Genomic DNA, 26,101 nt, shown 5'->3' with positions numbered 1-26,101 from the left:
CGTTTTGGGGCCGATATCCTTACGGTGATTGACCGGTTGCAGATTCGCTGCTATCCAGTTATTGAACACTTGTTCATTAATTCTCGGGAGGAGCCCGCCAATGTTCATGGCGACTATGAAATTCGATCTTGGCGAAGACGTGAACGCGCTGCGTGAAATGGTGCATCGCTGGGCGCAGGAACGGGTCAAGCCGATGGCCGCTGATATTGACGCGTCCAACGAATTTCCCAACGAGCTATGGGCTGAAATGGGTGAGCTTGGCCTGCTGGGCGTCACTGTGCCCGAGGAATATGGCGGTGCCGGAATGTCCTATCTGGCCCATACGATTGCTGTGGAAGAAGTGGCGCGGGCATCAGCCTCGGTTTCGCTGTCCTATGGCGCGCATTCAAACCTGTGCGTCAATCAGATCAAGCTGAACGGCAATGAAGAACAAAAGCGGAAATACCTGCCGCGCCTGATCTCGGGCCAGCATGTGGGGGCGTTGGCGATGTCCGAACCCTCGGCCGGGTCGGATGTGGTTTCGATGAAGCTACGGGCGGAAAAGCGCAACGACCATTACCGTCTGAACGGCAACAAATACTGGATCACCAACGGGCCGGATGCGGACACTCTGGTCGTTTATGCCAAGACCGACCCGGATGCCGGATCCAAGGGCATCACCGCGTTTCTGATCGAAAAAGAGATGAAGGGTTTCTCGACCTCGCCCCATTTCGACAAGCTGGGGATGCGCGGGTCGAACACCGCGGAACTGATCTTTGAAGATGTCGAGGTGCCGTTCGAAAACGTTCTGGGCGAAGAAGGCAACGGCGTTGCGGTTCTGATGTCGGGTCTCGACTATGAACGTGTCGTGTTGGCCGGGATCGGAACCGGCATCATGGCGGCCTGTCTGGATGAAATCATGCCCTATTTGTCCGAGCGCAAGCAGTTCGGCAAACCGATTGGCAGCTTCCAACTGATGCAGGGCAAGATCGCCGATATGTATACGGCGATGAACTCGGCCCGTGCCTATGTCTACGAGGTGGCCAAGGCCTGTGATCGTGGGGATGTGACCCGTCAGGATGCGGCTGCGTGCTGCTTGTATGCGTCCGAAGCGGCGATGACCCAGGCGCATCAGGCGGTTCAGGCGATGGGCGGGGCGGGGTTCCTGTCGGACGCGCCGGTCAGCCGGATTTTCCGCGACGCCAAGCTGATGGAGATCGGCGCCGGCACCAGCGAGATTCGCCGGATGCTGATTGGCCGCGAGTTGATGAGCGAGATGCAGTGAACAGAATGCCTCGCCGGTTCCGGACCGGCGAGGCGTTTGCGGGATCAGAACTGATGGACGTAGGACACACCGACCAGCCATGGATCGATTTCGGCGGTACCAATGTCGGCACCGTCCAGTGTCACGTCCGAGTCGATGTCGAACCAGCGCACGTTCAGCCGGACGGCACCTTTTTCGGTGACCATATAGTCCAACCCGGCCTGCAGCGAGACACCGAACGAGTTATCGACCTTGAGCTCGCCCAGATCGGACTGCTCGTCAAAGAAGATGGTATAGTTCAGACCAGCACCGACATAGGGTTTCCAGGCGCTGTTGGTCGGGAAGTGATAGTTCAGCGACAGGGTGGGGGGCAGGTGCTTGACGCTGCCCGCGTCGACACTGCCGCCAAGGGTGATGTCGTGGCTGAACGGCGTTGCGGCCAGCAGCTCGATCCCCAGATTGTCGCGAATGAAATACTCGGCGGTGAAGATCGGTCGGGTGTCGGCATCGATCTCGGCGTCAGAGTTTGCGATCGTTCCGTTGTCGGATTTCGGGTCCAGGTATCCGACACCGACACCAAGGGTCCAGCCGCCTTGCGATTGCGCAAACGCGGGCACGGCCAGTCCGGCCAATGCGGTAGAAAGGGTCAAAGCGACGAGCGTTTTGGTCATAATCTTGCCTTTGGTTTTGTTGACGCCTCGGATGTGGCAGGCTGGGCCGGGTCACACTCTGATCTGCATCAAGTTTCAGTGTGGGGGTGGAACGGAGCGGAAGCCGAAAACGACAATGAAACAAGGGGTTATCACTATGATTGACCCTGCGCGCATACCGGGTTTGCGCCCTGGGGATAGCTGGGACCTGCCGGACCGGTTGAACATGGCGAAACAATGCCTCGACCATCCTGCTGAGAAGGTGGCCCTGATCGACCTGACCGGGGCATCTGAACAGCGCGTCACCTACGGGCAATTGCGACAGATGACGGACGGGCTGGCCCGGACACTGCTGCCCAAAGTGCAGGCCGGGGATCGGGTGGGCGTCTTGCTGAGCCAGTCGCCCTGGTGTGCCGCTGCGCATCTGGCGATCTGGAAGATCGGGGCGATCTCGGTGCCTTTGTTCAACCTGTTCAAACAGGATGCGCTGCGGTCTCGGGTTGGGGATGCAGGCGCGCGGCTCGTCCTGACGGATGCCGAGGGCGCGGAACTCTTGGGCGACCTTGCTGAGCCTTTGATCGCGTCCGAGATCGGTCAGCCGGGCGGGCCGGTGCCGTTTGCGGAAACCGCGCCAAATGATCCGGCGGTACTGATCTACACATCCGGCACAACCGGCAGCCCCAAGGGCGCGCTGCATGGGCATCGGGTTCTGACTGGCCATATGCCGGGCGTGTCGATCAGCCATAACCATCTGCGCGACGGTGACTGCCTGTGGACCCCTGCCGACTGGGCCTGGATCGGCGGTTTGTTCGATGTGCTGATGCCCGGGCTTGCCTTGGGAATTCCGGTGGTCGCAGCGCGGCTTGAGAAATTCACGCCCGAAGCCTGCGCCGATATCATCGCGCGTGGGGGCGTGAAGAACGTGTTTTTCCCGCCCACGGCGCTGCGGATGCTCAAGGCGGCGGATCAATCGATCCCCGTCCTGCGCTCGGTCGCCTCGGGGGGTGAGCCTCTGGGGGCCGAGATGCTGGCCTGGGGGCAGCAGGCGTTTGGCCTGACGATCAACGAATTCTACGGCCAGACCGAATGCAACATGGTCGTGTCCTCCTGCGCCGAGGACTTCCCGGTGCAGCCCGGCTGCATCGGCAAGCCTGTGCCGGGGCATGACGTGGCGGTGATCGACGATGATGGCAAGCCGACCACCGAAGAAGGCGACGTCGCCATCCGGCGTGGCTCAGCCTCGATGCTGCTGGAGTACTGGAACCGACCCGACGCGACGGCTGAGAAGTTCCGGGGCGATTGGCTGATCACCGGAGATCGCGGCGTGTGGGAGGGTGATTACCTGCGCTTTGTCGGTCGTGATGACGATGTGATTACCTCCGCCGGGTATCGCATCGGCCCGGCTGAGATCGAGGACTGCCTGCTGACCCACCCGGCGGTGGCGACAGTCGGTGTGGTCGGTAAACCCGACAAGCTGCGGACCGAGATCGTGAAGGCCTATGTGGTGTTGAAACCGGGGGCTGAGGCGGCGGAGCGTGAGTTGCAGGATTGGGTCAGGGACCGTCTGGCGCATTATTCGTACCCGCGCGAGGTGACGTTTCTGGAGGAATTGCCGATGACGGTGACGGGCAAGGTGATCCGGAAGGAGTTGAAGGCGCGGGCGGCGGGGGAGGTTCATGAATGAAGCAACTTCTGACACTTTGTGTATTGACCTTTGGTGCTGCCGCTCCGCTAGCTGCTGAGGAAACGATAGAAACTTTGGATGTTCCTGCTTGGTTTGACAGTTGCACAGCGCTTTCCACCACCATCATAGCGGACGAAATGGATGCTCGATGTATGTCTTCAGCATACGATTATTGCGAACTTGGACATCCAACCGAGGAACGGCGCGTTTGTATGGAGAAGTTAAACGCTCATCTTGTGGCAAAGATCCTAGAAATCGGGGAAGGCTTGCCAGATCAAGTAGCGGGTTTGCGCGGCTTTAAGAAATGGTCTTACCCGCGTCGTTTGGAGAAATTCAGAAATGACGAATTCGATCCAGACTGTTCTCAAATGACAGAATTTATGTGTGAAACTTTCAATATCATAGTGCGATGGAGCGCCGCCAGAGATCTTGAACGATTGTCAAATGCGCCTAGAGGATCAGAAGCAGAATGAAACTCACATCCAAAGCCATCCCAACCTCTGAGGGCTTCAAAGCAAACCGCACGGCTCATCTCGACGCGCTGGCGCAAATCTCTGCCGCTGCCGAAGCGGCCCGTATGGGCGGGGGCGAGAAATCCCGCGCGCGGCATGAATCTCGGGGCAAGATGCTGCCGCGTCGGCGGGTGGCGAACCTGCTGGACCCGGGGTCTCCGTTCCTCGAAATCGGCGCGACGGCGGCGCATGGAATGTATGGCGATGCGGCCCCGGCCGCAGGGGTGATCGCGGGCATTGGCCGGGTGCAGGGGCGCGAGGTCATGGTGGTCTGCAACGACGCCACCGTGAAGGGCGGCACTTATTACCCGCTGTCGGTTAAGAAACACCTGCGGGCGCAGGAGATTGCCGAGGAAAACCATCTGCCCTGTATCTATCTGGTCGATAGCGGCGGTGCGAACCTGCCCAATCAGGATGAGGTCTTTCCCGACCGCGACCATTTCGGCCGCATCTTCTATAATCAGGCGCGGATGAGCGCGAAGGGTATCCCTCAGATCGCCGTGGTGATGGGGTCGTGCACGGCGGGCGGGGCCTATGTGCCTGCTATGTCGGATGTGACGATCATCGTGCGCGATCAGGGCACGATCTTTCTGGCCGGGCCGCCTCTGGTCAAGGCCGCGACCGGAGAGGTTGTCAGCGCCGAGGATCTGGGCGGCGGCGACGTGCATACCCGCCTGTCCGGCGTCGCGGATTATTTGGCCGAGGATGATGCCCACGCGCTGGCCTTGGCGCGACGGGCCGTTGGATCGTTGGGCGGTGCCGGGCTGAAGCCCGGCCTACAGCTTGAGGCACCCGAAGATCCGGCCTACGACCCCGAGGAAATTCTGGGCGTCGTGCCTGCCGATCTGCGCACGCCTTATGACATCCGCGAGGTGATTGCGCGTCTGGTCGATGGATCCCGGTTCGATGAATTCAAGCCGCGTTTTGGTGAGACGCTGGTGACGGGGTTTGCGCATGTCAAAGGCTGCCCGGTCGGGATCATCGCCAATAACGGCGTGCTGTTTTCCGAGGCCGCGCAGAAGGGTGCGCATTTCGTGGAACTGTGTTCGCAGCGCAAAACGCCTTTGGTGTTCTTGCAGAACATCACCGGGTTCATGGTCGGTCGGAAATACGAAAACGAGGGCATCGCGCGGCACGGGGCCAAGATGGTGACAGCCGTGGCGACGACCAATGTGCCCAAGATCACCATGCTGGTGGGCGGCTCGTTCGGGGCCGGGAATTACGGCATGTCGGGGCGGGCTTATCAGCCGCGATTCCTGTGGACCTGGCCGAACTCGCGGATTTCCGTGATGGGCGGCGAGCAGGCGGCGGGCGTGCTGGCCACCGTCAAACGCGACGGGATCGAGCGGCAGGGCGGCACATGGTCGGCTGAGGAAGAGGCCGCGTTCAAACGCCCGACGCTGGAGATGTTCGAGGAACAGTCGCACCCGCTCTATGCCTCGGCCCGGTTGTGGGACGACGGCATCATCGACCCGCGCAAAAGCCGCGACGTGCTGGCCTTGTCGCTGAGCGCGGCGCTGAATGCCCCGATTGAGGAAACACGTTTCGGCGTGTTCCGGATGTGAGAAGATAACCATGACGAAACTTTCAAAAGATAAACTTGCTTATCTTTGGGTGGAACACAGCAACAAAATGTGGCGCACGGTATATGCCACACCCATTGTTGCGGTGCCCGTGGTCGCTGGGTGGTTCGCTTTGTACAGCGATGGTAATTCAACTTTTGCGTTTCTAACGGCCTTTTTGGGAATGCTGTTGATGATCGCGCAATGGGCCATCATAACTCGGATGGCACAGTTTGACGGTGCCTTCTTCAAAACCCTGGAGGCCGACCTTCCGAATTTCGGGGCACCAGTTCTCAGGCAAAGCGGAAAGCTACTTGCCCAATCCGTGCCGGTGATCCTGCTGCTGATTTTCCTTTTGCTAGCAATTGTTTCGTTCACATTTCCATTTGTCGAAACAGGTGGAGGCGTCTGATGTTCAATAAAATCCTGATTGCCAACCGGGGCGAGATTGCCTGTCGGGTGATGGAAACCGCCCAAAAGATGGGTGTTTCCTGCGTTGCGGTGTATTCCGATGCGGATGCGTCGGCCAAGCATGTGCAGATGGCGGATGAGGCTGTGCATATCGGTGGCGCGGCCCCGGCGGAGAGTTATCTGAAGGGCGACGTGATTATTCAGGCAGCGCTCGATACCGGTGCGCAGGCGATTCATCCGGGCTATGGGTTTCTGTCCGAGAATCCCGAATTCGTGGATGCGGTTCAGGCGGCGGGTCTGATCTTTATCGGCCCTTCGGCGAATGCGATCCGCAAGATGGGCCTCAAGGACGCGGCCAAGGTGCTGATGGAGCAGGCAGGCGTGCCCGTGGTGCCGGGCTATCACGGTGACAACCAAGACCCCGAGCATCTGGCGGGGGCTGCCGACACCATCGGCTATCCGGTTCTGATCAAGGCCGTTGCGGGCGGTGGCGGGAAGGGGATGCGCCTTGTTGAACGGCCTCAGGATTTCGCAACCGCGCTCGACAGCGCGCGGGGTGAGGCAAAGACCGCCTTTGGCAATGACGCCGTGCTGGTCGAAAAATTCTTCGCCAAACCGCGCCATATCGAGGTGCAGGTGTTTGGCGATGGCACCCATGCGGTGCATCTGTTCGAACGCGATTGTTCGTTGCAGCGGCGGCATCAGAAGGTGATCGAAGAAGCTCCGGCCCCCGGCATGACCGCTGAAATGCGCGAGGCGATGGGGCAGGCCGGTGTACGCGCGGCTGAGGCCATCGGCTATAAGGGCGCGGGGACGGTTGAGTTCATCGTTGATGCCTCGGACGGGCTGCGACCGGATCGGTTCTGGTTCATGGAGATGAACACGCGCCTGCAGGTGGAACATCCCGTTACCGAAGCCATCACTGGTGTTGATCTGGTAGAATGGCAGCTGCGCGTCGCGGCGGGTGAGAGCCTGCCGAAACGGCAGTCGGACCTGTCGATCACCGGTCATGCGTTCGAGGCCCGACTTTATGCCGAGGATGTGCCAAAGGGCTTTCTGCCCGCGACCGGCACGCTGACCCATCTGCATTTCCCGCAGGATTGCAGGGCCGACAGTGGCGTGCGTACAGGGGATACGATCAGCCCTTGGTATGATCCGATGATCGCGAAGGTGATCGTGCACGGCCCGACCCGCGCTGTTGCGCTGGAAACGCTGCATCGGGCCTTACGCGGGACCGAGGTTGGGGGCACGGTCACAAACCTGTCCTTTCTGGGCGCATTGACCCGCCATGCGGGCTTTGCCTCGGGCGATGTGGATACAGGGCTTATCGGGCGCGACATTGATACGCTGGTGCAGGAGGATGAGCCAAAGCCGGAAACGCTGGTTGCAGCAGCGATGCATGCGTTTGGCTTGCTGGAGGCATCGGATTCTACGGGGTTCACCTTGTGGGCTCCGCTGCATCGTGCGACGCAGTTGAGGCGCAATGGCGACATCGTGGACCTTGATGTTCAGGTCGAAGGCCCGAACACGCAAATCTGGCAGGTCGGGGATCGCACAGTCACGGCGACCCGGCGCAATGGGCGCTGGCTGATTGACGGGGTGAGAATGCCCAATGTCTCGGTCGCAGGGTCCCGGATCACCGTATTCGAGAACTATGGTCAGGTGTTTGATATCGTTGACCCTCTGGACCGCGACACCAGCGCGGCGGGCGATACCAATGTCATCGAAGCGCCCATGCCGGGTCTGGTCAAAGCGGTGTTCGCGACGGCAGGCCAATCGGTCAAGGAAGGCGACCGCCTTGCCATTCTCGAAGCCATGAAGATGGAGCATTCTCTGCTGGCCGCGCGTGACGGAGTGGTGGCCGAGGTGCTTGCCGAAGACGGTGCGCAGGTCGAGGCTGGGGCGGCTCTGGTCCGGTTGGAGGACGCGTAAGCTGTTCGTTGGGCGCGCGGCGTGGCACAGTCGGGCCATCCGTATTTGAAACGAGAAGAAGCCAGAGAGGGCGAAGGAATGGTTGAGCGCGTCGAAATCTTTGAAGTGGGGCCACGGGACGGGCTGCAGAACGAAAAGCGCGACATCCCGGTCGCCGAGAAAATCGCCTTGGTCGATTGCCTGTCCGATGCCGGGTTCAACAGGATCGAGGTAGCCAGTTTTGTGTCGCCCAAATGGGTGCCGCAAATGGCAGGCAGCGCCGAGGTTCTGGCCGGTATCCGCCGGGCCGACGGCCTGCGTTATGCCGCACTGACGCCGAACATGCGGGGATACGAGGATGCTCTGGCCGCCGGTGCGGATGAGATTGCGGTTTTTGCCTCGGCGTCTGAGGGATTTTCGAAGGCCAATATCAACGCCACGATTGCCGAGTCGATTGAGCGGTTCGCGCCGATTCTGGACGCCGCACGCCATATTGACCTGCCAGTGCGTGGCTATGTCTCATGCGTGACCGATTGCCCGTATGACGGACCGACCCCGCCGGAAAAAGTGGCCGAGGTTGCGGATCTTCTGTTCTCGCATGGTTGTTACGAGGTGTCATTGGGGGACACAATCGGGCAGGGAACCCCGGACAAGATCGCGCGGATGCTGATGGCCGTGCGCGAGCGCGTGCCGGTGACCCGTCTAGCCGGGCATTTTCACGACACGAACGGGCGGGCGATTGACAATATCGACGCCTCGCTTTCGTTGGGGGTGCGGGTGTTTGACGCGGCCGTTGGCGGCCTTGGCGGGTGCCCCTACGCGCCCGGCGCCGCAGGCAATGTCGCGACCGAGGCCGTGGCAGCGCATCTGGAGCGATTGGGCTACGAAACCGGGTTGGATGCCGGAATTTTGGAAAAAGCGGCGCAGATGGCGCGCGCAATGAGGGGCTGAAATGTTCGACACCATAACCGTCACAACGGATGCGCGCGGCGTCGCGACATTGAAATTGGATCGTGCCGAAAAACACAACGCCATGTCGGCGCAGATGATTGCGGAACTGACTCAGGCGGCTTCTGATTTGGAGCAGGACGCGTCCGTTCGGGTGGTGGTTCTGACCGGTGAGGGCAAATCGTTCTGCGCTGGCGGGGATTTGGGGTGGATGCAGGATCAGATGGCTGCGGATCCTGAAACGCGATTTGCCGAGGCGCGCAAGCTGGCTGAGATGTTGCAGGCGCTCAACACGTTGCCGAAACCTCTGATCGGTGCGTTGCAGGGTAACGCGTTTGGGGGCGGGGTCGGTTTGGCTGCTGTCTGTGACGTGGCGCTTGGCGTTGAGACGCTGAAAATGGGGCTGACGGAAACCAAGCTGGGCCTGATCCCGGCCACTATCGGCCCTTACGTGATCGCCCGCATGGGCGAGGCAAGGGTTCGGCGAGTCTTCATGTCTGCGCGCCTGTTTGACGCGACCGAGGCGGTGACGCTTGGCCTGTTGGCCAAGGTTGTACCTGCGGACGAGCTGGCGGACGCTGTTGAGGCTGAAGTACGCCCCTATCTGGCCTGCGCACCGGGGGCTGTCGCCTCGGCCAAGGCGCTTGTCAGGGATCTGGGGCCGAAAATCGACGAGCAGGTCATTGACCACACCATCAACGCGCTTGTCGCTCGCTGGGAAACCGATGAAGCGCTTGAAGGCATCGGCGCGTTTTTCGACAAACGCAAGCCTGCGTGGATCAACGAAGTTTGACTCTGAAACTCGAAACGCACCAACAGGGGGGTGGCGAGGGTTTTCTTAGACCTGTCAAGCCCCTGAATGACCCCCTGCGCGCTTGTGGTCGGTTGACCCTCTGATCCCGCAGGGATACAGAATATCCAGTCAACACGCCAATTGACGGCGCGCCTTGTCGGGGCCGCGCAAGAAAGGAGCCACTCGTGGAAGAGTTGTTGCGGGAATATCTCCCGATCCTGGTGTTTCTGGCCGTGGCCGTGGGCCTTGGAATCGTGCTGATTCTGGCGGCCGTCGTCCTTGCTGTCCGCAATCCCGATCCGGAAAAAGTCAGCGCATATGAATGTGGTTTCAACGCGTTCGACGACGCCCGGATGAAATTTGACGTTCGCTTCTATCTGGTCTCGATTCTCTTCATCATCTTCGACCTGGAAATCGCCTTTCTGTTCCCCTGGGCCGTTGGCTTCAAGGACATCAGTGATGTGGGGTTCTGGTCCATGATGGTGTTCCTGGCGGTGCTGACCATCGGCTTTGCCTATGAATGGAAGAAAGGGGCCCTGGAATGGGAGTGATGACGGGTGCAAACACCGCCGGCGTCGACAAAGAAGTCGCCACCCAGGCCCTGAATGCCGAGCTGCAGGACAAAGGCTTCCTGCTGACCTCGACCGAAGACATTATCAACTGGGCACGCACCGGTTCCTTGCACTGGATGACCTTTGGTCTGGCCTGCTGCGCGGTCGAGATGATGCACACCTCGATGCCGCGCTATGACGCCGAACGGTTCGGTATCGCCCCGCGCGCGTCGCCACGTCAGTCGGACGTGATGATCGTTGCAGGCACCCTGACCAACAAGATGGCCCCGGCGCTGCGCAAGGTTTACGACCAGATGCCCGAGCCGCGCTATGTGATCTCGATGGGGTCCTGCGCGAATGGCGGCGGGTATTACCACTATTCCTATTCGGTGGTACGCGGCTGTGACCGTATCGTCCCGGTGGACATTTACGTCCCCGGCTGCCCGCCAACTGCCGAGGCGCTGCTATACGGTCTGATGCAGTTGCAACGCAAAATCCGCCGCACCGGCACGATTGTACGCTGAGGGAGAGGGCAGATGAGCGAAGCACTCAAGGAACTTGGCGCGCAACTTGAACTGAAGCGGTCCGACTGCGTGCTGTCGTGGGACGTCACCCATGGTGAGTTGAACGTCGATGTCGCTCCGTCGAGCCTTGTTGAGTTCATCGAGTTTCTGCGCAGCGACCGCAACTGTCAGTTCTCGACCCTTGTGGATATTACCGGCGTTGATTACCCCGAACGGGCCAAGCGCTTTGATGTTGTCTATCACTTCCTGTCGATGTACCAGAACCAGCGCATTCGCCTGCGGGTCTCGATCCGCGAGGAGGACATGGTACCCTCGATTGTCGACGTGCACCCCTCGGCCAACTGGTTCGAGCGTGAGGTGTTCGACATGTTCGGGATCCTGTTCTCGGGCCACCCCGACCTGCGGCGTATCCTGACCGACTATGGGTTCCGAGGTTATCCGCTGCGCAAGGATTTCCCGACAACCGGCTATACCGAGGTGCGCTATGACGAGGCGCAAAAGCGCGTGGTCTACGAACCCGTCTCGCTGGTGCAGGAATACCGTCAGTTTGATTTCATGTCCCCGTGGGAAGGTGCGAATTACATCTTGCCGGGGGATGAGAAACAGGAGGCCGAGTGATGGGTGGTACCTGGTGGTTGATCCTTTCCGCGCTGACCATCATCCCGATGGTCAAGATACTGCCGTTTTTCGGGATCAACAAAGTCTGGTGTCTGCTCTGTCTCATCCCATTTGGCACGATTGCCCTGCTCTGGTGGGTCGGGATCAAGCTACAGGAATTGGAGCGCCGCTGAGATGATGCTGGGGGAACTGATCGCATTGGGGGCGCTGGGCGTTCTTCTGGCCGGGGCCGCCGCCAAGGCCGCCGAGGCGGAAAAGGTCCGGGTCCGGGCTGAGGCGAAAAAGAACAAACGGGGGCGTTGATGGACGGCTCAAGATACGATGACGGCAGCACGGACGCGCTGAGCGGAGAACAGAAGATCCGCAACTTCAACATCAACTTCGGCCCGCAACACCCTGCGGCGCATGGAGTTTTGCGTCTTGTGCTTGAGTTGGACGGCGAGATTGTCGAGCGCTGCGACCCGCATATCGGCCTGCTGCACCGTGGCACCGAAAAGCTGATGGAAAGCCGGACGTATCTGCAGAACCTGCCATATTTCGACCGTCTGGATTATGTAGCACCGATGAACCAGGAACACGCCTGGTGCCTCGCCATCGAAAAGCTGACCGGGGTTGAGGTGCCGCGCCGGGGCTCGCTGATCCGGGTGCTCTATTCTGAGATCGGCCGTATTCTGAACCACCTGCTGAACGTGACCACACAAGCCATGGATGTGGGTGCTCTGACCCCGCCTCTGTGGGGCTTTGAAGAGCGTGAAAAGCTGATGGTGTTCTATGAGCGTGCCTGTGGTGCCCGTCTGCACGCCGCCTATTTCCGCCCCGGTGGCGTTCATCAGGACCTGCCGCCGGAATTGCTGGACGATATCGAGACGTGGAGCCATGAGTTCCCCGCCGTTCTGGATGACATTGACGGTCTGTTGACCGAAAACCGCATCTTCAAACAGCGTAACGCCGACATTGGTGTCGTGACCGAAGATGACATTCAGAAATACGGTTTCTCGGGCGTGATGGTGCGCGGATCGGGCCTGGCTTGGGACCTGCGCCGCGCGCAGCCCTATGAATGCTATGACGAGTTCGATTTCCAGATTCCCGTCGGCAAGAACGGCGACTGCTATGACCGCTATCTGGTGCGCATGGAAGAGATGCGCCAGTCGCTGCTGATAATCCGTCAGGCCATCGCCAAAATCCGCGAATGTCCGGGGGATGTTCTGGCGCGCGGCAAGATCACCCCGCCGAAACGCTCGGACATGAAGACCTCGATGGAGAGCCTGATCCATCACTTCAAACTGTATACCGAAGGTTTCCACGTGCCTGCAGGCGAGGTCTACGCCGCTGTCGAAGCCCCCAAGGGTGAGTTCGGCGTCTATCTGGTCGCCGATGGCACCAACAAACCCTACCGCGCCAAACTCCGCGCGCCGGGCTTCCTGCATCTGCAAGCCATGGACCATGTCGCCGGAGGGCACCAACTGGCCGACGTCGCCGCGATTATCGGAACGATGGACGTTGTGTTTGGGGAGATCGATCGGTGACATTGCCTCGTCGAGTCATTCTCTTGTTGAGCTATCTGACAGCAGTCGTGCTTTTGGCGTACGGCGTGTGGTACATTATGGCGCCGGACTCGGCGCTGGCTCGCACCAGTCATTTGGCGGACACTCTGCCGCTTGTGATGGGCGGGCGGTACCTGTTCTTCGGCGCAATTCTCATCTGGGCGCTTAGAAACGATGATCCGAAGGTTCTGAGCGTTCTGCTTGCTGGCCTTGGCGGTTTGGGCCTGTTCGATAGCGTTTTGTATTGGTCGGTCGATCCGTGGCCGCATGCCATCGCCGGGCTGCTGGCCATCGTTGCGGCAGTTTACTTTCATAAGACTGGAAAGGTTGCTGGCTAATGCTCCGCCGTCTTCACCCCGAACAACCCGAAAGCTTTGCCTTCACCACTGCCAACCAGCAATGGGCCGAAGCGCAGATCACCAAATACCCCGAAGGCCGTCAGGCCAGCGCGGTGATCCCCCTGCTGTGGCGCGCGCAGGAGCAGGAGGGATGGCTGTCCCGTCCGGCGATTGAATCTGTCGCTGAGATGCTGGGCATGGCCTATATCCGCGTGCTCGAGGTCGCCTCATTCTACTTCATGTTCCAACTGCAGCCGGTTGGATCGGTCGCGCATATTCAGGTGTGCGGCACAACTTCCTGCATGATCTGCGGGGCCGAGGATCTGATCGCGGTCTGCAAGGACAAGATCGCGGCCAAACCGCATGAACTGTCTGCCGATGGCAAGCTGAGCTGGGAAGAGGTCGAATGCCTCGGCTCCTGCGCAAATGCTCCGATGGCTCAGATCGGCAAAGACTATTACGAAGACCTGACGACTGAAAGCTTTGGCAAGATCATCGACGATCTGGCCGCTGGCAAAGTACCGACGCCGGGCCCGCAGAACGGGCGCTATGCGGCCGAACCGCTGGGTGGTTTGACCAGCCTGACGGAGCACGATGCCGGAAAACCTGCGCAGAATGCCTCGGTCGCTTTGGCGACCGGTCTGGGCGATACCGTCAAGCGCATCGACGGGACCGAGGTTCCGATCCTGACGCCGTGGCTGGACAAGGATGGCAAACAGGCCGGAGCCTCGGCTGCGGCGAAACCGCCCAAGGCGCCTGAACCGGCGAAACCTGCGGTGAAACAGGCGGAAGAAGCCAAGGCCAAGCCTGCGCCCGAAGAGGCAAAGGAAGATCAGCCCAGAACACTGCCCGAGGCGCGCGGGGGCTTGCCCGACGACCTCAAACTGCTGAAGGGCGTAGGGCCGAAACTGGAAGAGAAACTGAACGATCTGGGCTTTTTCCACTATGATCAGATCGCCTCGTGGACGCCCGAGCATGTGGCCTGGGTCGATGCCCGGCTGAAGTTCAAGGGCCGGATCGAGCGGGACGGCTGGATCGAACAGGCCGCTAAGCTTGCGGTGGGTGATGAAACCGAATTCTCCAAACGTGCCAAAGAAGAAGGCACGTATGATGAGCAGACAGACGAAGACTAAATGACGGGTGCCCATCCGGGGCATCGAGGTGAGATGGACAAAGACAAGGAACTGGCCATAGCCCGCAAGGGCCGTCACATCGGCATCGTCATCGCGGTGACGATGGCGTTCTGGCTTGCCATGAACCTGTTCATCGGCCCTGCCATGGAACTGACGGCGCGCCATGCGCTGCTGTTCGACCTCGCCGCGCTGGCCGGGTTTATCTATGCGGGCGTCAACATTTTTCAACTCTGGCGCATGCGTCAGGATAGCCAAGGGTAACACGCGATGCTGAAGGATCAGGACCGGATCTTTACCAACATCTACGGGATGCACGAGCGTACGCTGCGCGGCGCGCAGGCGCGTGGGCATTGGGACGGCACCGCTGGCCTGATCGAGAAGGGACGCGACTGGATTATCCAAACGATGAAGGACTCTGGTCTGCGCGGTCGCGGCGGCGCGGGCTTCCCGACCGGTCTGAAATGGTCTTTCATGCCCAAGGAAAGCGATGGCCGCCCGTCCTATCTGGTGGTGAACGCAGATGAATCCGAGCCGGGCACCTGCAAGGATCGCGAGATCATGCGCCATGATCCGCACACGCTGATCGAAGGCTGCCTGATCGCCTCATTCGCGATGAACGCGCATACCTGCTATATCTACCTGCGCGGCGAATATATCCGCGAGCGTGAGGCGTTGCAGGCCGCGATTGACGAAGCTTACGATGCGGGTCTGCTGGGCAAGAACGCGGCTGGCTCGGGCTGGGATTTCGATCTGTTCCTGCATCACGGGGCCGGGGCCTATATCTGCGGCGAGGAAACCGCCCTGATCGAAAGCCTTGAGGGCAAGAAGGGCATGCCACGGATGAAACCTCCGTTCCCGGCGGGGGCGGGGCTTTATGGCTGCCCGACGACGGTGAACAACGTGGAATCGATTGCTGTTGTGCCGACCATTCTGCGCCGGGGTGCCGACTGGTTCGCGGGTTTTGGCCGCCAGAACAACGCGGGCACCAAGCTGTTTGCGATCTCGGGTCACGTGAACAACCCCTGCGTTGTTGAAGAGGCGATGTCGATATCCTTCGAAGAATTGATCGAGACCCATTGCGGTGGCATTCGCGGCGGTTGGGACAATCTGCTGGCGGTGATCCCCGGCGGCTCGTCCGTGCCATGCGTGCGTGGAGAGAACATGCGCGATGCGATCATGGATTTTGACTATTTGCGCGGTGAGCTGGGCTCGGGTCTGGGTACTGCTGCGGTGATCGTGATGGACAAGTCCACCGACATCGTAAAGGCGATCTGGCGGCTGTCGAAATTCTACAAGCACGAAAGCTGTGGTCAGTGTACGCCCTGCCGCGAAGGCACCGGCTGGATGATGCGGGTGATGGACCGTCTGGTGCGCGGCGAGGCCGAACTGGAAGAGATCGACATGCTGTTTGACGTGACCAAACAGGTCGAAGGGCACACGATCTGCGCCCTTGGCGACGCGGCGGCCTGGCCGATCCAGGGCCTGATCCGCAACTTCCGCGATGAGATCGAAGACCGCATCAAGGCCCAGAAATCGGGTCGCGCCAGTGCGATAGCTGCGGAGTAAATCGAATGGAAGGTTTTGCCGAATACGCTCATGCCCTGGCCTCGCTGGTGATATTCACGCTGGTTGTGTTGTTGCTTGCACCGTTCAGCGCCATGGCCAAGCAGAACAAGGGTTTGGCACCGGGCGCCACGCCCGAACAAGACTATGCGGACCGGGCCTATCGTCTGAACCGGGCCTATTTGAACGGCACGGAAACACTGCCCGCTTTTGTCATCGTTGTCGTGACGGCGATTTTGCTGGGGGTCAGCCCGTTTTGGGTCAACCTGCTGGCGTCGATTGCGCTGGTCGCCCGGCTTGTGATGCTGGGGGTTCACATTCGGGGCGTTGGTAAACCGCATTCGGGTGTGCGCTCGGTTCTGTATGTGCTGGCCTGGGCCTGCATGTTTGTTATTGGGGTTATGGCTTTGGTGGCTGCACTGTGATGGGAATGAGTTATAGAAATCAAAGGTTTGCGAAGGCAAGCCGGGCCACGACATGCCTGACCATCGCGACTTTGGCGTTGCTGACGGCTTGCAGCACGATCACGACATCCCGAAGTGACCGGGTTTTGTTCGAAGGCAATTACTTCAGAACCAAGGCCAAAGCCGTCGATAAGAAAAGGGCACCGACCGAGTTCACCATCGTCGTCAACGGTGTATCAGCTTCCTTGAACGGCGCGCGTGAGGCCGGGCGGTATGAAGGGATCAAATACTGCGTGCAGAATTTCGGCTCATCCCGTATCGCGTGGAAGGTGGGGCCGGATACGGATCCGCAGCAGCTGCGGATTGACAACGACAAGCTGGCCTTTGCAGGAACCTGCCAAAGACCATGACGCGCGTTCTTGCATATCACGGCATGTTGTCGCGTCTGTTATCGCATAGCAGATCGGCCGACCTTTGTTTTGGGGAACCCAAAACAAAAGGAACGATCATGTCTGTTGCAAAAACTCTGGCAGTTGCCGCGCTGATGACCGTGCCGGGCGCGGTTCAGGCCAAACCTCCGCTAAGCGACGTCGCTGAGATCGACAACGAGCTTTATTATATCGCCATCGCAAACGAGATCTCCGAATACTGCCCCTCGATCAGCGGGCGGCGTCTGAAGGCGATTGGCGTGATGTGGGGGCTGCGGTCCAAAGCTAATGAACTGGGATATTCGGACACGGAAATCCGGGCTTACGTCGAATCGGATGCCGAAAAGGACCGGATGCGCGCCAAGGGCGAGGCCTATCTGGCGCAGAACGGTGTCTCGTATGACAAACCAAATTCATTCTGCACGCTGGGGCGGGCGGAAATCGAAAGAAACAGCGCCATTGGCGTGTATTTGAGGGCGAACTAGACCATGTCTGACCTTCGGAAAGTGAATATCGACGGACAGGAGATTGAAGTCGATGGTTCGATGACCTTGATCCAGGCCTGTGAAGAGGCCGGGATCGAGATTCCACGGTTTTGCTATCACGAACGCCTCTCGATCGCCGGGAACTGCCGCATGTGTCTGGTTGAGGTTGTGGGCGGCCCGCCGAAGCCTGCCGCATCCTGTGCCATGCAGGTGCGTGACCTGCGTCCGGGGCGGGAAGGTCAGGTACCGCAAGTCAAGACGAACTCTCCCATGGTCAAGAAGGCCCGCGAAGGGGTGATGGAGTTCCTGCTGATCAACCACCCGCTGGATTGCCCGATCTGCGATCAGGGCGGTGAATGTGACCTGCAGGATCAGGCCATGGCCTATGGCGTCTCGGGGTCCCGGTTCAAGGAAGCCAAGCGGGCGGTGGACGATCTGGATTTGGGTCCGCTGGTCGGTACCGCGATGACCCGCTGTATCAGTTGTACCCGCTGCGTGCGCTTCACGACCGAGGTCGCCGGGATCACCCAGATGGGCCAGACCGGGCGGGGCGAGGATGCCGAGATCACCTCGTATCTGAACCAGACGCTCGACTCGAACATGCAGGGCAATATCATCGACCTGTGCCCGGTGGGCGCGCTGACGTCGAAACCCTATGCTTTTACCGCCCGCCCGTGGGAACTGACGAAGACCGAAAGCATCGATGTGATGGATGCTCTGGGTTCGAACATCCGGGTGGACACCAAAGGGCGCGAAGTGATGCGCTTCCTGCCGCGCAACCATGATGGCGTGAATGAGGAGTGGATCAGCGACAAGACCCGTTTCGTCTGGGACGGTCTGCGGCGTCAGCGGCTGGACAAGCCCTATGTGCGTGAAAACGGCAAGCTGCGCCCGGCTTCATGGCCTGAGGCGCTGACCAAAGCGGCCGGGGCGATGAAGGGCAAGAAGGTTGCGGCGCTGGTCGGTGATCTTGTTCCGGTCGAGGCGGCTTTCGCGTTGAAGCAACTGGTCGAAGGTCTGGACGGCAATATTGAATGCCGTGTGGACAATGCGCGCCTGCCTGCTGGCAACCGGTCGGGCTATGTCGGGACGGCGTCGATCGAAGATGTTGATAATGCGAAATATATCCTGCTGATCGGGGCCAACCCGCGTGACGAGGCACCGGTTTTGAATGCACGCATCCGAAAGGCGTGGCTGAACGGGGCCAAGATCGCCAATATCGGGCCGCAGGCCGATCTGACCTATGACGTTTTCCAGATGGGCGAGGGGCGGGATGCACTGGCCGATCTGCAAAAGCACGAATTCGACGACATTCTGGAAAAGCCCTCGGTGATCATCGTCGGCATGGGTGCGCTGCGCGAAGCGGACGGCGCTGCGGTGCTTGGGCACGCCATGCAGGCAGCCGCGCGGACCAATGGTAAGCTGATGATCCTGCACACCGCTGCCGCCCGTGTTGGTGCAATGGATGTTGGCGCTGTGACGGAAGGCGGGCTTGAGGCTGCATTCGAAGGGGCCGAGGTAATCTATAACCTGGGCGCGGATGAGGTCGAGATCGATGATGGGGCCTTTGTGATCTACCAAGGCAGCCATGGCGACCGGGGCGCGCACCGTGCCGACGTGATCCTGCCTGGCGCGGCCTATACCGAGGAAAACGGTCTGTTCGTGAACACCGAAGGCCGCCCGCAACTGGCGATGCGCGCCGGCTTCGCGCCGGGGGACGCCAAAGAGAACTGGGCCATCCTGCGCGCCTTGTCGGCCGAATTGGGGGCGACACTGCCTTATGACTCGCTGGCGCAACTGCGCACCGTACTGATCGAGGCGGTTCCGCATCTGGCCCGCATCGACGAGGTGATCGAGAACGAATTTCAACCGCTCGAGGCAGGCCTTCTGGGCCAAGCCAGCTTCCGCCACGCGATCCAGGATTTCTACCTGACCAACCCAATCGCCCGCGCCTCGCAACTGATGGCCGAGCTGTCGGCGCAAGCGCAGGCGCGTAAGGCCGAAAAGATCGCTGCGGAATGAACCAGAGCTGTTTCATATCGCCAACCAGCGCGGCTGCCTTTCGGCAGGTCACCGCGCGGGGCGTGAATGTGGAACCAAAGAAAAAGGGTAGCGCGAGGGCGGCGGATGCTGTTTACACCTACGCGCCGACCCAGCCGCTGCCTCGCGACTATCGTGACGCAGGCGGAAAACGGAATACCCACGGTGTGAGGACCAATGGCTGAATTCTTTAACACCCCCGGCGGAATAGCCATCATCATACTGGCGCAAGTGCTTGCCGTTGTTGCCTTTGTGATGATTTCGCTGTTGTTCCTTGTTTATGGTGACCGCAAGATCTGGGCTGCTGTCCAGATGCGTCGCGGCCCGAACGTTGTCGGTGCATACGGCTTGCTGCAATCGGTGGCGGACGCGCTGAAATATGTGGTGAAAGAGGTCGTGATCCCGGCCGGGGCCGACCGAACGGTGTTCATCCTCGCGCCGCTGACATCCTTCGTGCTGGCGATGATCGCCTGGGCGGTGATCCCGTTCAACGACGGCTGGGTTCTGTCGGATATCAACGTCGCCATTCTGTACGTCTTCGCTGTCTCCTCACTTGAGGTTTATGGCGTGATTATGGGCGGTTGGGCGTCGAACTCAAAGTATCCGTTCCTGGGCTCGCTGCGCTCTGCCGCGCAGATGATTTCCTACGAGGTCTCGATCGGTCTGATCATCATCGGCATCATCATCTCGACCGGTTCGATGAATTTCGGTGATATCGTGCGCGCTCAGGATGGCTCATTCGGTTTCTTCAGCTGGTACTGGCTGCCGCATTTCCCGATGGTGTTCCTGTTCTTCATCTCGGCACTGGCCGAAACCAACCGCCCGCCCTTCGATCTGCCCGAGGCGGAATCGGAACTGGTCGCGGGTTATCAGGTCGAATACTCGGCCACGCCCTTCCTGCTGTTCATGGCCGGTGAATACATCGCCATCTTCCTGATGTGCGCCCTGACCTCGCTGCTGTTCTTCGGCGGCTGGCTGTCGCCGATCCCGGGCCTGCCCGACGGCGTGCTGTGGATGGTCGCCAAGATGGCGTTCTTCTTCTTCATCTTCGCAATGGTCAAGGCGATCACGCCTCGCTACCGCTATGACCAACTGATGCGGTTGGGCTGGAAAGTGTTCCTGCCATTCTCGCTGGTCTGGGTGGTCTTCGTGGCCTTTGCGGCGAAATTCGACTGGTTCTGGGGCGCGTTCGCCCGTTGGAGCGTAGGAGGCTGATATGGCAAACATCGACTACACCCGCGCTGCCAAGTATTTCCTGCTGCAGGACTTCTGGGTCGGCATGAAGCTGGGTTTGAAGTATTTCTTCGCCCCCAAGGCCACCGTGAACTATCCGCATGAAAAGGGCCCTCTGTCCCCGCGCTTCCGGGGCGAACACGCGCTGCGCCGTTATCCGAATGGCGAAGAACGCTGCATCGCCTGCAAACTCTGCGAGGCGATCTGCCCGGCGCAAGCCATCACCATCGACGCCGAACCACGCGAGGACGGCTCTCGCCGTACGACACGGTACGACATCGACATGACCAAGTGCATCTATTGCGGCTTCTGCCAAGAAGCCTGCCCGGTCGACGCCATTGTCGAAGGCCCGAACTTCGAATTCGCCACGGAAACCCGCGAAGAGCTGTTCTATGACAAGGAAAAACTCCTGTCGAACGGCGAACGCTGGGAGGCCGAGATCGCCCGCAATCTGGAACTGGACGCGCCGTACCGATGACTGACAGCCCGACAAATCCGTTCGAGCTGATGATGAAGCAGGCTCAGGACATGGCCAGGGCGATGAACCCGGCGATGGAGAAATTCTCGCCCAAGGGGTTCGAGGCGCTGTGGCCGACCATGCCGAAAGAGGTCATGGAGATGATGTTCGGCAATACAGTCAACAAAGACGGGCTGGATGCCAAGACCCGCCTGCTGCTGACGCTGGCCGGGCTGACCTGTCAGGGCGCACAGGCGGATTCAGCGGTGCGCCAGACCGTGCGCCACGCGCTGGAGACGGGCGCCAAGAAACAAGAGATCGTGGAAACGATCGGTCAGATGTCGGTCTTTGCCGGCATCCCGGCCATGACCCGCGCGCTGGATCTGGCGCAAGAGGTCCTGGGCGACAACGAGGATGAGGATCAATGACCGTCTTTGCCTTCTACCTGTTTGCCATCAGCGCCATAACCGGCGGGCTGTTCACTGTGATCAGCCGTCAGCCGGTGCATTCGGTGCTGTGGCTGATCCTGTCCTTCCTGTCGGCGGCGGGGCTGTTCGTGCTGCTGGGGGCCGAGTTCGTGGCGATGCTGCTGATCATCGTCTATGTCGGCGCGGTCGCGGTGCTGTTCCTGTTCGTGGTGATGATGCTGGACGTGGACTTTGCCGAGCTCAAGGCCGAGATGGCGCGCTATATGCCGCTGGCCCTGCTGATCGGTCTGGTCATCCTGATGCAGTTCGTCATGGCCTTCGGCGCATGGGACAGCGCGCAGGGCGCGGCGGCCAATCTGGCGCAGCCGGTTCCGGCGGACCGCCACAACACCGAGGCGCTGGGTGTCATCCTTTACGATCAATACTTCCTTCTGTTCCAACTGGCAGGCCTGATCCTGCTGGTGGCCATGATCGGTGCCATCGTTCTGACACTGCGCCACCGTCAGGACATCAAGCGTCAGGACATCATCGGCCAGATGATGCGCGACCCGGCCAAGGCGATGGAGTTGAAGGACGTGAAACCGGGGCAGGGGCTTTAAGACGATGATCGGACTTGAACACTATCTTACGGTCGCGGCGACGCTGTTCGTCATCGGCATCTTCGGTCTCTTCCTGAACCGCAAGAACGTCATCATCCTGCTGATGAGCATCGAGTTGATGCTGCTGGCGGTGAATATCAACCTTGTGGCGTTTTCCAGCTTCCTCGGCGATCTGGTCGGGCAGGTGTTTACGCTGTTCGTGCTGACCGTTGCGGCGGCCGAGGCGGCGATTGGTCTGGCCATTCTGGTCTGCTTTTTCCGCAACCGTGGCACTATCGCGGTTGAAGACGTCAATATGATGAAGGGCTAAGGGAACTATGGAAACCACCATCCTCTTTGCCCCGTTGGTGGGCGCGCTGCTCTGCGGGTTTGGCTGGCGCTTTATTGGCGAAAAGGCCGCCATGTGGACCGCCACGGGCCTCCTGTTCCTCGCCTGTCTGCTGTCGTGGATCGTCTTCCTGACCTTCGATGGCCAGACCCAGCAGATCGAAATCCTGCGCTGGATCGAGAGCGGCTCGCTGTCGACAAGCTGGGCGATCCGTCTGGACCGGCTGACCGCGATCATGCTGATTGTGGTGACGACGGTCTCGGCCCTCGTGCACCTTTACTCCTTCGGCTACATGGACCACGACCCGCAATGGCGTGAGGGTGAAAGCTACAAGCCGCGTTTCTTTGCCTATCTGTCCTTCTTCACCTTCGCCATGCTGATGCTGGTGACGGCGGACAATTTGGTGCAGATGTTCTTTGGCTGGGAAGGCGTGGGCGTCGCGTCCTACCTGTTGATCGGGTTCTATTACCGCAAATCCAGCGCCAATGCGGCGGCGATGAAGGCGTTTATCGTCAACCGTGTCGGCGATTTCGGTTTTGCCTTGGGCATCTTCGCGATCTTCTTCCTGACCGACAGCATCAATTTCTCGGACGTTTTCGCCTCGGCCCCGACGCTGGCCGAAACGCAACTGACCTTCCTATGGGGGGAGTGGACAGCGATTGAGGTGATCTGCGTCCTGCTGTTCATCGGCGCGATGGGGAAATCTGCGCAGTTGATCCTGCACACCTGGTTGCCGGACGCGATGGAGGGCCCGACGCCGGTGTCGGCGCTGATCCACGCTGCGACCATGGTGACGGCGGGTGTGTTCCTGGTCTGCCGCATGTCGCCGTTGATGGAGTTCGCGCCGGGCGCCACCGCGTTCATCACCTTCCTTGGGGCCTCGACCGCCTTCTTTGCGGCGACCGTGGGTCTGGTGCAAACCGATATCAAACGCGTCATCGCCTATTCGACCTGTTCGCAACTGGGCTATATGTTCGTGGCGGCGGGCGTCGGCATGTACTCGGCGGCGATGTTCCACCTGCTGACGCACGCCTTCTTCAAGGCGCTGTTGTTTCTTGGTGCGGGTTCGGTGATCCATGCCATGCATCACGAGCAGGAGATGACCGAATACGGCGGGCTGCGGAAGAAGATCCCCTATACCTTCTGGGCGATGATGATCGGCACGCTGGCCATCACCGGTGTGGGGATCCCGCTGACCACGTTCGGCTTTGCCGGGTTCCTGTCCAAGGACGCCATCATCGAAAGCGCCTTTGCCGGTGGAACGGGCTATGCCTTCTGGATGCTGGTGATTGCCGCTGTCTTCACCTCGTTCTATAGCTGGCGTCTGATCTTTCTGACCTTCTATGGTGAGCCGCGCGGTGACAAGCACACGCATGACCACGCCCATGAAAGCCCGTTGACCATGCTGATCCCGCTTGGCGCGCTGTCTATCGGGGCCGTTTTTGCCGGAATGATCTGGTACAGCAACTTCTTTGGCCATACCGATAAGGTTGGCAAGTTCTATGGCATCCCCGTAGCCGAAGCATCCGAACACGCCGAAGGGCATGATGACGCGACCCATGCCGAGCATGTCGCCGACGGCACCGCTGATGCGCATCATGGGGACGAAGGCCACGCCGATGACGCACATACAGATGCGGGTCATGCGGATGACAACCATGGAGAGAAAGACGCCCATGGCGGCGACCATCACTACGTGTTTGCGGGTGAGCCGGGCGAAGGCGCGCTGTATATAGCACCCGACAATACCGTGCTGGACGATGCCCATGCGGTACCGAAATGGGTCAAGGTCTCGCCCTTCGTGGCGATGCTGCTGGGCTTTGTCGTGGCCTATTGGTTCTACATCGTGAACACCACGTTGCCCGCGCGCTTGGCTGCAAACCAGCGTCCGTTGTACTTGTTCCTGCTGAACAAATGGTACTTTGACGAGATCTATGACGCGGTCTTTGTCAAACCCACCGTGGCCCTTGGCCGGTTCCTGTGGAAGCGCGGTGACGGCAATACAATCGACGGTTTCCTGAACGGAGTAGCCATGGGCGTTGTTCCCTTCTTCACCCGCCTCGCAGGCAAGGCGCAGACCGGGTACATCTTCACCTATGCCTTCTGGATGGTGCTGGGCATCGCGGCCCTTGTGACCTGGATGTCGATCGGCGGAGGGGCGCAGTAATGGACAATATCCTTTCCATCGTCACCTTCATCCCGGCCATCGCAGCGGGCATTCTGGCTCTGTTCCTGCACGGCAACGACGCAGCGGCGCAACGGAATGCCAAATGGGTCGCGCTGCTGGCGACCACGGTGACCTTCCTTGTCTCGATCGGCATCTACACCGGCTTTGACCCCAACGACACCGGCTTTCAGATGGTGGAAGAGGGTGAATGGCTGCTGGGCCTGAAATACAAGATGGGCGTGGACGGGATCAGCGTTCTGTTCGTGCTGCTGACCACATTCATCATGCCGCTGACCATTCTGGCCAGCTGGCAGGTGACGGACCGCGTCAAGGAATACATGGTGGCCTTCCTGCTGCTGGAAACGCTGATGCTGGGCGTGTTCATGGCGCTGGATCTGGTGCTGTTCTACCTGTTCTTCGAGGCAGGCCTGATCCCGATGTTCCTGATCATCGGCATCTGGGGCGGCAAGGACCGCATTTATGCCAGCTTCAAATTCTTCCTCTACACCTTCCTCGGCTCGGTACTGATGCTGGTGGCGATGGTTGCGATGTATGCCGATGCGGGCACCACGGATATCGAGGCGCTGATGACCCATCAGTTCTCCTCCGAAGGGTTCAGCGTGTTGGGCGTCTATATCGTCGGCGGTATGCAGACGCTGATGTTCCTGGCTTTCTTTGCCTCGTTCGCAGTGAAGATGCCGATGTGGCCGGTGCATACCTGGTTGCCGGACGCGCACGTGCAGGCACCAACGGCGGGTTCGGTCGTGCTGGCGGCGATCCTGTTGAAAATGGGTGGCTATGGCTTCCTGCGGTTCAGCCTGCCGATGTTCCCGGTGGGCTCGGCGGTGATGACCGATCTGGTGCTGTGGATGTCGGCGATTGCAGTGGTCTACACCTCGCTGGTCGCGCTGGTGCAGGAGGATATGAAGAAGCTGATTGCCTATTCCTCGGTCGCGCATATGGGCTTTGTCACCATGGGGATTTTTGCGGCGAACCAGCAGGGTATTGACGGCGCGATCTTCCAGATGCTGAGCCACGGGTTCATCTCCGCCGCGCTCTTCCTGTGCGTCGGCGTGATCTATGATCGGATGCACACCCGTGACATCGAGGCCTATGGCGGTCTCGTGATCCGGATGCCCGCCTATGCATTGGTCTTCATGCTGTTCACCATGGCCAATGTCGGCCTGCCGGGAACGTCGGGCTTCATCGGAGAGTTCCTGACCCTGATGGGCGCCTTCCAGGTCAACACGTGGGTGACGGCCGTGGCCGCGACCGGTGTGATCTTCTCGGCTGGCTATGCGCTGTGGCTGTACCGCCGGGTGGTGTTTGGCGATCTGATCAAGGAAAGCCTCAAGGCGATGACGGACATGAGCTCGCGCGAGCGGCTGATCTTTGCGCCGCTGATCGTGATGACCATCTTGCTGGGCGTCTACCCATCGCTGGTCACGGATGTGATCGGCAACTCGACCGCCGCGCTGATTTCGAACTATGACACGGCTCTGGCCGCGGCTGAGGCTGCGACCCAGACGGCCGCCTCGCATTAAGGA

The 26,101-nt window shown here is 60.1% G+C and carries 30 protein-coding genes; 29 read left to right on the top strand and 1 reads right to left on the bottom strand.

The genetic code is table 11. The features are described from left to right. Nucleotides 1-100 precede the first annotated feature (100 nt). Nucleotides 101-1,264 carry an isovaleryl-CoA dehydrogenase gene (locus ACR0AC_RS02335; RefSeq protein ID WP_170451963.1) on the top strand — a complete coding sequence of 388 codons (1,164 nt, stop codon included), beginning with the start codon at nucleotides 101-103 and terminating at the stop codon, nucleotides 1,262-1,264. Between the two features lie 44 nt (nucleotides 1,265-1,308). Here the strand turns inward: ACR0AC_RS02335 and ACR0AC_RS02330 are convergent, their stop codons facing one another. Beyond that, nucleotides 1,309-1,914, bottom strand: a complete 606-nt coding sequence (locus ACR0AC_RS02330) for an OmpW/AlkL family protein (protein ID WP_480871783.1) — start codon at nucleotides 1,912-1,914, stop codon at nucleotides 1,309-1,311. A gap of 136 nt (nucleotides 1,915-2,050) precedes the next feature. Between ACR0AC_RS02330 and ACR0AC_RS02325 the strand changes: the two genes are divergently transcribed. From ACR0AC_RS02325 to ACR0AC_RS02190, 28 genes are all read left to right on the top strand, one after another. Continuing rightward, on the top strand, nucleotides 2,051-3,577 hold the full coding sequence (locus ACR0AC_RS02325; protein ID WP_480871781.1) for an AMP-binding protein: 1,527 nt from the start codon (nucleotides 2,051-2,053) through the stop codon (nucleotides 3,575-3,577). Continuing rightward, entirely contained in the window at nucleotides 3,574-4,050 is a 477-nt protein-coding gene (locus ACR0AC_RS02320) for a hypothetical protein (RefSeq protein WP_480871779.1), read from the top strand. Before ACR0AC_RS02325 ends, ACR0AC_RS02320 begins: the two co-directional genes overlap by 4 nt. After that, nucleotides 4,047-5,654, top strand: a complete 1,608-nt coding sequence (locus tag ACR0AC_RS02315; RefSeq protein WP_480871777.1) for a carboxyl transferase domain-containing protein — start codon at nucleotides 4,047-4,049, stop codon at nucleotides 5,652-5,654. The genes ACR0AC_RS02320 and ACR0AC_RS02315 overlap by 4 nt, the downstream gene beginning before the upstream one ends. Nucleotides 5,655-5,664: 10 nt before the next feature. Then, nucleotides 5,665-6,063 (top strand): hypothetical protein, encoded by a 399-nt coding sequence (locus ACR0AC_RS02310; protein ID WP_170451955.1) that lies wholly within the window; start codon nucleotides 5,665-5,667, stop codon nucleotides 6,061-6,063. Further along, on the top strand, nucleotides 6,063-7,994 hold the full coding sequence (locus ACR0AC_RS02305; protein ID WP_480871775.1) for an acetyl/propionyl/methylcrotonyl-CoA carboxylase subunit alpha: 1,932 nt from the start codon (nucleotides 6,063-6,065) through the stop codon (nucleotides 7,992-7,994). Before ACR0AC_RS02310 ends, ACR0AC_RS02305 begins: the two co-directional genes overlap by 1 nt. Before the next feature lie 78 nt (nucleotides 7,995-8,072). Further along, the gene (locus ACR0AC_RS02300) at nucleotides 8,073-8,924 is read left to right on the top strand and encodes a hydroxymethylglutaryl-CoA lyase (protein ID WP_170621365.1); all 852 of its coding nucleotides are present in this window, start codon (nucleotides 8,073-8,075) and stop codon (nucleotides 8,922-8,924) included. Nucleotide 8,925: 1 nt separating this feature from the next. Next, nucleotides 8,926-9,714 carry a crotonase/enoyl-CoA hydratase family protein gene (locus ACR0AC_RS02295; protein WP_480871773.1) on the top strand — a complete coding sequence of 263 codons (789 nt, stop codon included), beginning with the start codon at nucleotides 8,926-8,928 and terminating at the stop codon, nucleotides 9,712-9,714. A 185-nt stretch (nucleotides 9,715-9,899) separates the two neighbouring features. After that, on the top strand, nucleotides 9,900-10,265 hold the full coding sequence (locus tag ACR0AC_RS02290) for an NADH-quinone oxidoreductase subunit A (protein ID WP_170451948.1): 366 nt from the start codon (nucleotides 9,900-9,902) through the stop codon (nucleotides 10,263-10,265). Further along, nucleotides 10,256-10,789, top strand: coding sequence for a NuoB/complex I 20 kDa subunit family protein (locus ACR0AC_RS02285; RefSeq protein ID WP_037307875.1), 534 nt, complete (start codon nucleotides 10,256-10,258; stop codon nucleotides 10,787-10,789). The genes ACR0AC_RS02290 and ACR0AC_RS02285 overlap by 10 nt, the downstream gene beginning before the upstream one ends. 12 nt (nucleotides 10,790-10,801) lie before the next feature. Further along, nucleotides 10,802-11,407 (top strand): NADH-quinone oxidoreductase subunit C, encoded by a 606-nt coding sequence (locus ACR0AC_RS02280; RefSeq protein ID WP_170451946.1) that lies wholly within the window; start codon nucleotides 10,802-10,804, stop codon nucleotides 11,405-11,407. Then, nucleotides 11,407-11,580 (top strand): hypothetical protein, encoded by a 174-nt coding sequence (locus ACR0AC_RS02275; RefSeq protein WP_480871771.1) that lies wholly within the window; start codon nucleotides 11,407-11,409, stop codon nucleotides 11,578-11,580. The genes ACR0AC_RS02280 and ACR0AC_RS02275 overlap by 1 nt, the downstream gene beginning before the upstream one ends. A gap of 1 nt (nucleotide 11,581) precedes the next feature. Next, nucleotides 11,582-11,710: a hypothetical protein gene (locus ACR0AC_RS02270; protein ID WP_480871769.1), complete on the top strand. Its 129-nt coding sequence runs from the start codon at nucleotides 11,582-11,584 to the stop codon at nucleotides 11,708-11,710. After that, on the top strand, nucleotides 11,710-12,933 hold the full coding sequence (locus ACR0AC_RS02265) for an NADH-quinone oxidoreductase subunit D (protein ID WP_480871767.1): 1,224 nt from the start codon (nucleotides 11,710-11,712) through the stop codon (nucleotides 12,931-12,933). The genes ACR0AC_RS02270 and ACR0AC_RS02265 overlap by 1 nt, the downstream gene beginning before the upstream one ends. Before the next feature lie 77 nt (nucleotides 12,934-13,010). After that, nucleotides 13,011-13,289: a DUF4267 domain-containing protein gene (locus tag ACR0AC_RS02260; protein ID WP_480871765.1), complete on the top strand. Its 279-nt coding sequence runs from the start codon at nucleotides 13,011-13,013 to the stop codon at nucleotides 13,287-13,289. Next, nucleotides 13,289-14,422, top strand: coding sequence for an NADH-quinone oxidoreductase subunit NuoE (gene nuoE, locus ACR0AC_RS02255; RefSeq protein ID WP_480871764.1), 1,134 nt, complete (start codon nucleotides 13,289-13,291; stop codon nucleotides 14,420-14,422). Before ACR0AC_RS02260 ends, nuoE begins: the two co-directional genes overlap by 1 nt. 33 nt (nucleotides 14,423-14,455) lie before the next feature. Beyond that, nucleotides 14,456-14,683 carry a DUF5337 domain-containing protein gene (locus tag ACR0AC_RS02250; RefSeq protein ID WP_170451938.1) on the top strand — a complete coding sequence of 76 codons (228 nt, stop codon included), beginning with the start codon at nucleotides 14,456-14,458 and terminating at the stop codon, nucleotides 14,681-14,683. A gap of 6 nt (nucleotides 14,684-14,689) precedes the next feature. Next, entirely contained in the window at nucleotides 14,690-15,988 is a 1,299-nt protein-coding gene (gene nuoF / locus ACR0AC_RS02245) for an NADH-quinone oxidoreductase subunit NuoF (protein ID WP_170451936.1), read from the top strand. A gap of 5 nt (nucleotides 15,989-15,993) precedes the next feature. Next, nucleotides 15,994-16,410, top strand: a complete 417-nt coding sequence (locus tag ACR0AC_RS02240) for an MAPEG family protein (RefSeq protein ID WP_170451934.1) — start codon at nucleotides 15,994-15,996, stop codon at nucleotides 16,408-16,410. A gap of 5 nt (nucleotides 16,411-16,415) precedes the next feature. Continuing rightward, nucleotides 16,416-16,799 (top strand): hypothetical protein, encoded by a 384-nt coding sequence (locus ACR0AC_RS02235; protein ID WP_170523558.1) that lies wholly within the window; start codon nucleotides 16,416-16,418, stop codon nucleotides 16,797-16,799. Between the two features lie 98 nt (nucleotides 16,800-16,897). Then, a complete protein-coding gene (locus ACR0AC_RS02230; protein WP_170451932.1) occupies nucleotides 16,898-17,302 on the top strand; it encodes a DUF5333 domain-containing protein in 405 nt (134 codons plus the stop codon). 3 nt (nucleotides 17,303-17,305) lie between these two features. Continuing rightward, nucleotides 17,306-19,324, top strand: coding sequence for an NADH-quinone oxidoreductase subunit NuoG (gene nuoG, locus ACR0AC_RS02225; RefSeq protein ID WP_480871763.1), 2,019 nt, complete (start codon nucleotides 17,306-17,308; stop codon nucleotides 19,322-19,324). Between the two features lie 195 nt (nucleotides 19,325-19,519). Then, the gene (gene nuoH, locus ACR0AC_RS02220) at nucleotides 19,520-20,557 is read left to right on the top strand and encodes an NADH-quinone oxidoreductase subunit NuoH (RefSeq protein ID WP_170451928.1); all 1,038 of its coding nucleotides are present in this window, start codon (nucleotides 19,520-19,522) and stop codon (nucleotides 20,555-20,557) included. Nucleotide 20,558: 1 nt separating this feature from the next. After that, on the top strand, nucleotides 20,559-21,053 hold the full coding sequence (gene nuoI, locus ACR0AC_RS02215; protein ID WP_068347504.1) for an NADH-quinone oxidoreductase subunit NuoI: 495 nt from the start codon (nucleotides 20,559-20,561) through the stop codon (nucleotides 21,051-21,053). Continuing rightward, nucleotides 21,050-21,460 (top strand): carboxymuconolactone decarboxylase family protein, encoded by a 411-nt coding sequence (locus ACR0AC_RS02210; protein ID WP_480871762.1) that lies wholly within the window; start codon nucleotides 21,050-21,052, stop codon nucleotides 21,458-21,460. Before nuoI ends, ACR0AC_RS02210 begins: the two co-directional genes overlap by 4 nt. After that, on the top strand, nucleotides 21,457-22,059 hold the full coding sequence (locus ACR0AC_RS02205) for an NADH-quinone oxidoreductase subunit J (RefSeq protein ID WP_039534292.1): 603 nt from the start codon (nucleotides 21,457-21,459) through the stop codon (nucleotides 22,057-22,059). Before ACR0AC_RS02210 ends, ACR0AC_RS02205 begins: the two co-directional genes overlap by 4 nt. Nucleotides 22,060-22,063: 4 nt before the next feature. Next, nucleotides 22,064-22,369 (top strand): NADH-quinone oxidoreductase subunit NuoK, encoded by a 306-nt coding sequence (gene nuoK / locus ACR0AC_RS02200; protein ID WP_005984024.1) that lies wholly within the window; start codon nucleotides 22,064-22,066, stop codon nucleotides 22,367-22,369. 7 nt (nucleotides 22,370-22,376) lie between these two features. After that, complete coding sequence (gene nuoL, locus ACR0AC_RS02195; RefSeq protein ID WP_480871761.1) at nucleotides 22,377-24,554, top strand: NADH-quinone oxidoreductase subunit L; 2,178 nt, start codon at nucleotides 22,377-22,379, stop codon at nucleotides 24,552-24,554. Next, nucleotides 24,554-26,098 (top strand): NADH-quinone oxidoreductase subunit M, encoded by a 1,545-nt coding sequence (locus tag ACR0AC_RS02190; RefSeq protein ID WP_170451917.1) that lies wholly within the window; start codon nucleotides 24,554-24,556, stop codon nucleotides 26,096-26,098. Before nuoL ends, ACR0AC_RS02190 begins: the two co-directional genes overlap by 1 nt. The last annotated feature ends 3 nt before the right edge of the window (nucleotides 26,099-26,101 follow it).

It is taken from the genome of Ruegeria sp. H7, from assembly GCF_056532945.1.
The sequence above is the reverse complement of the archived record's forward strand: the minus strand, read 5'-3'. Positions and strand labels throughout refer to the sequence as shown.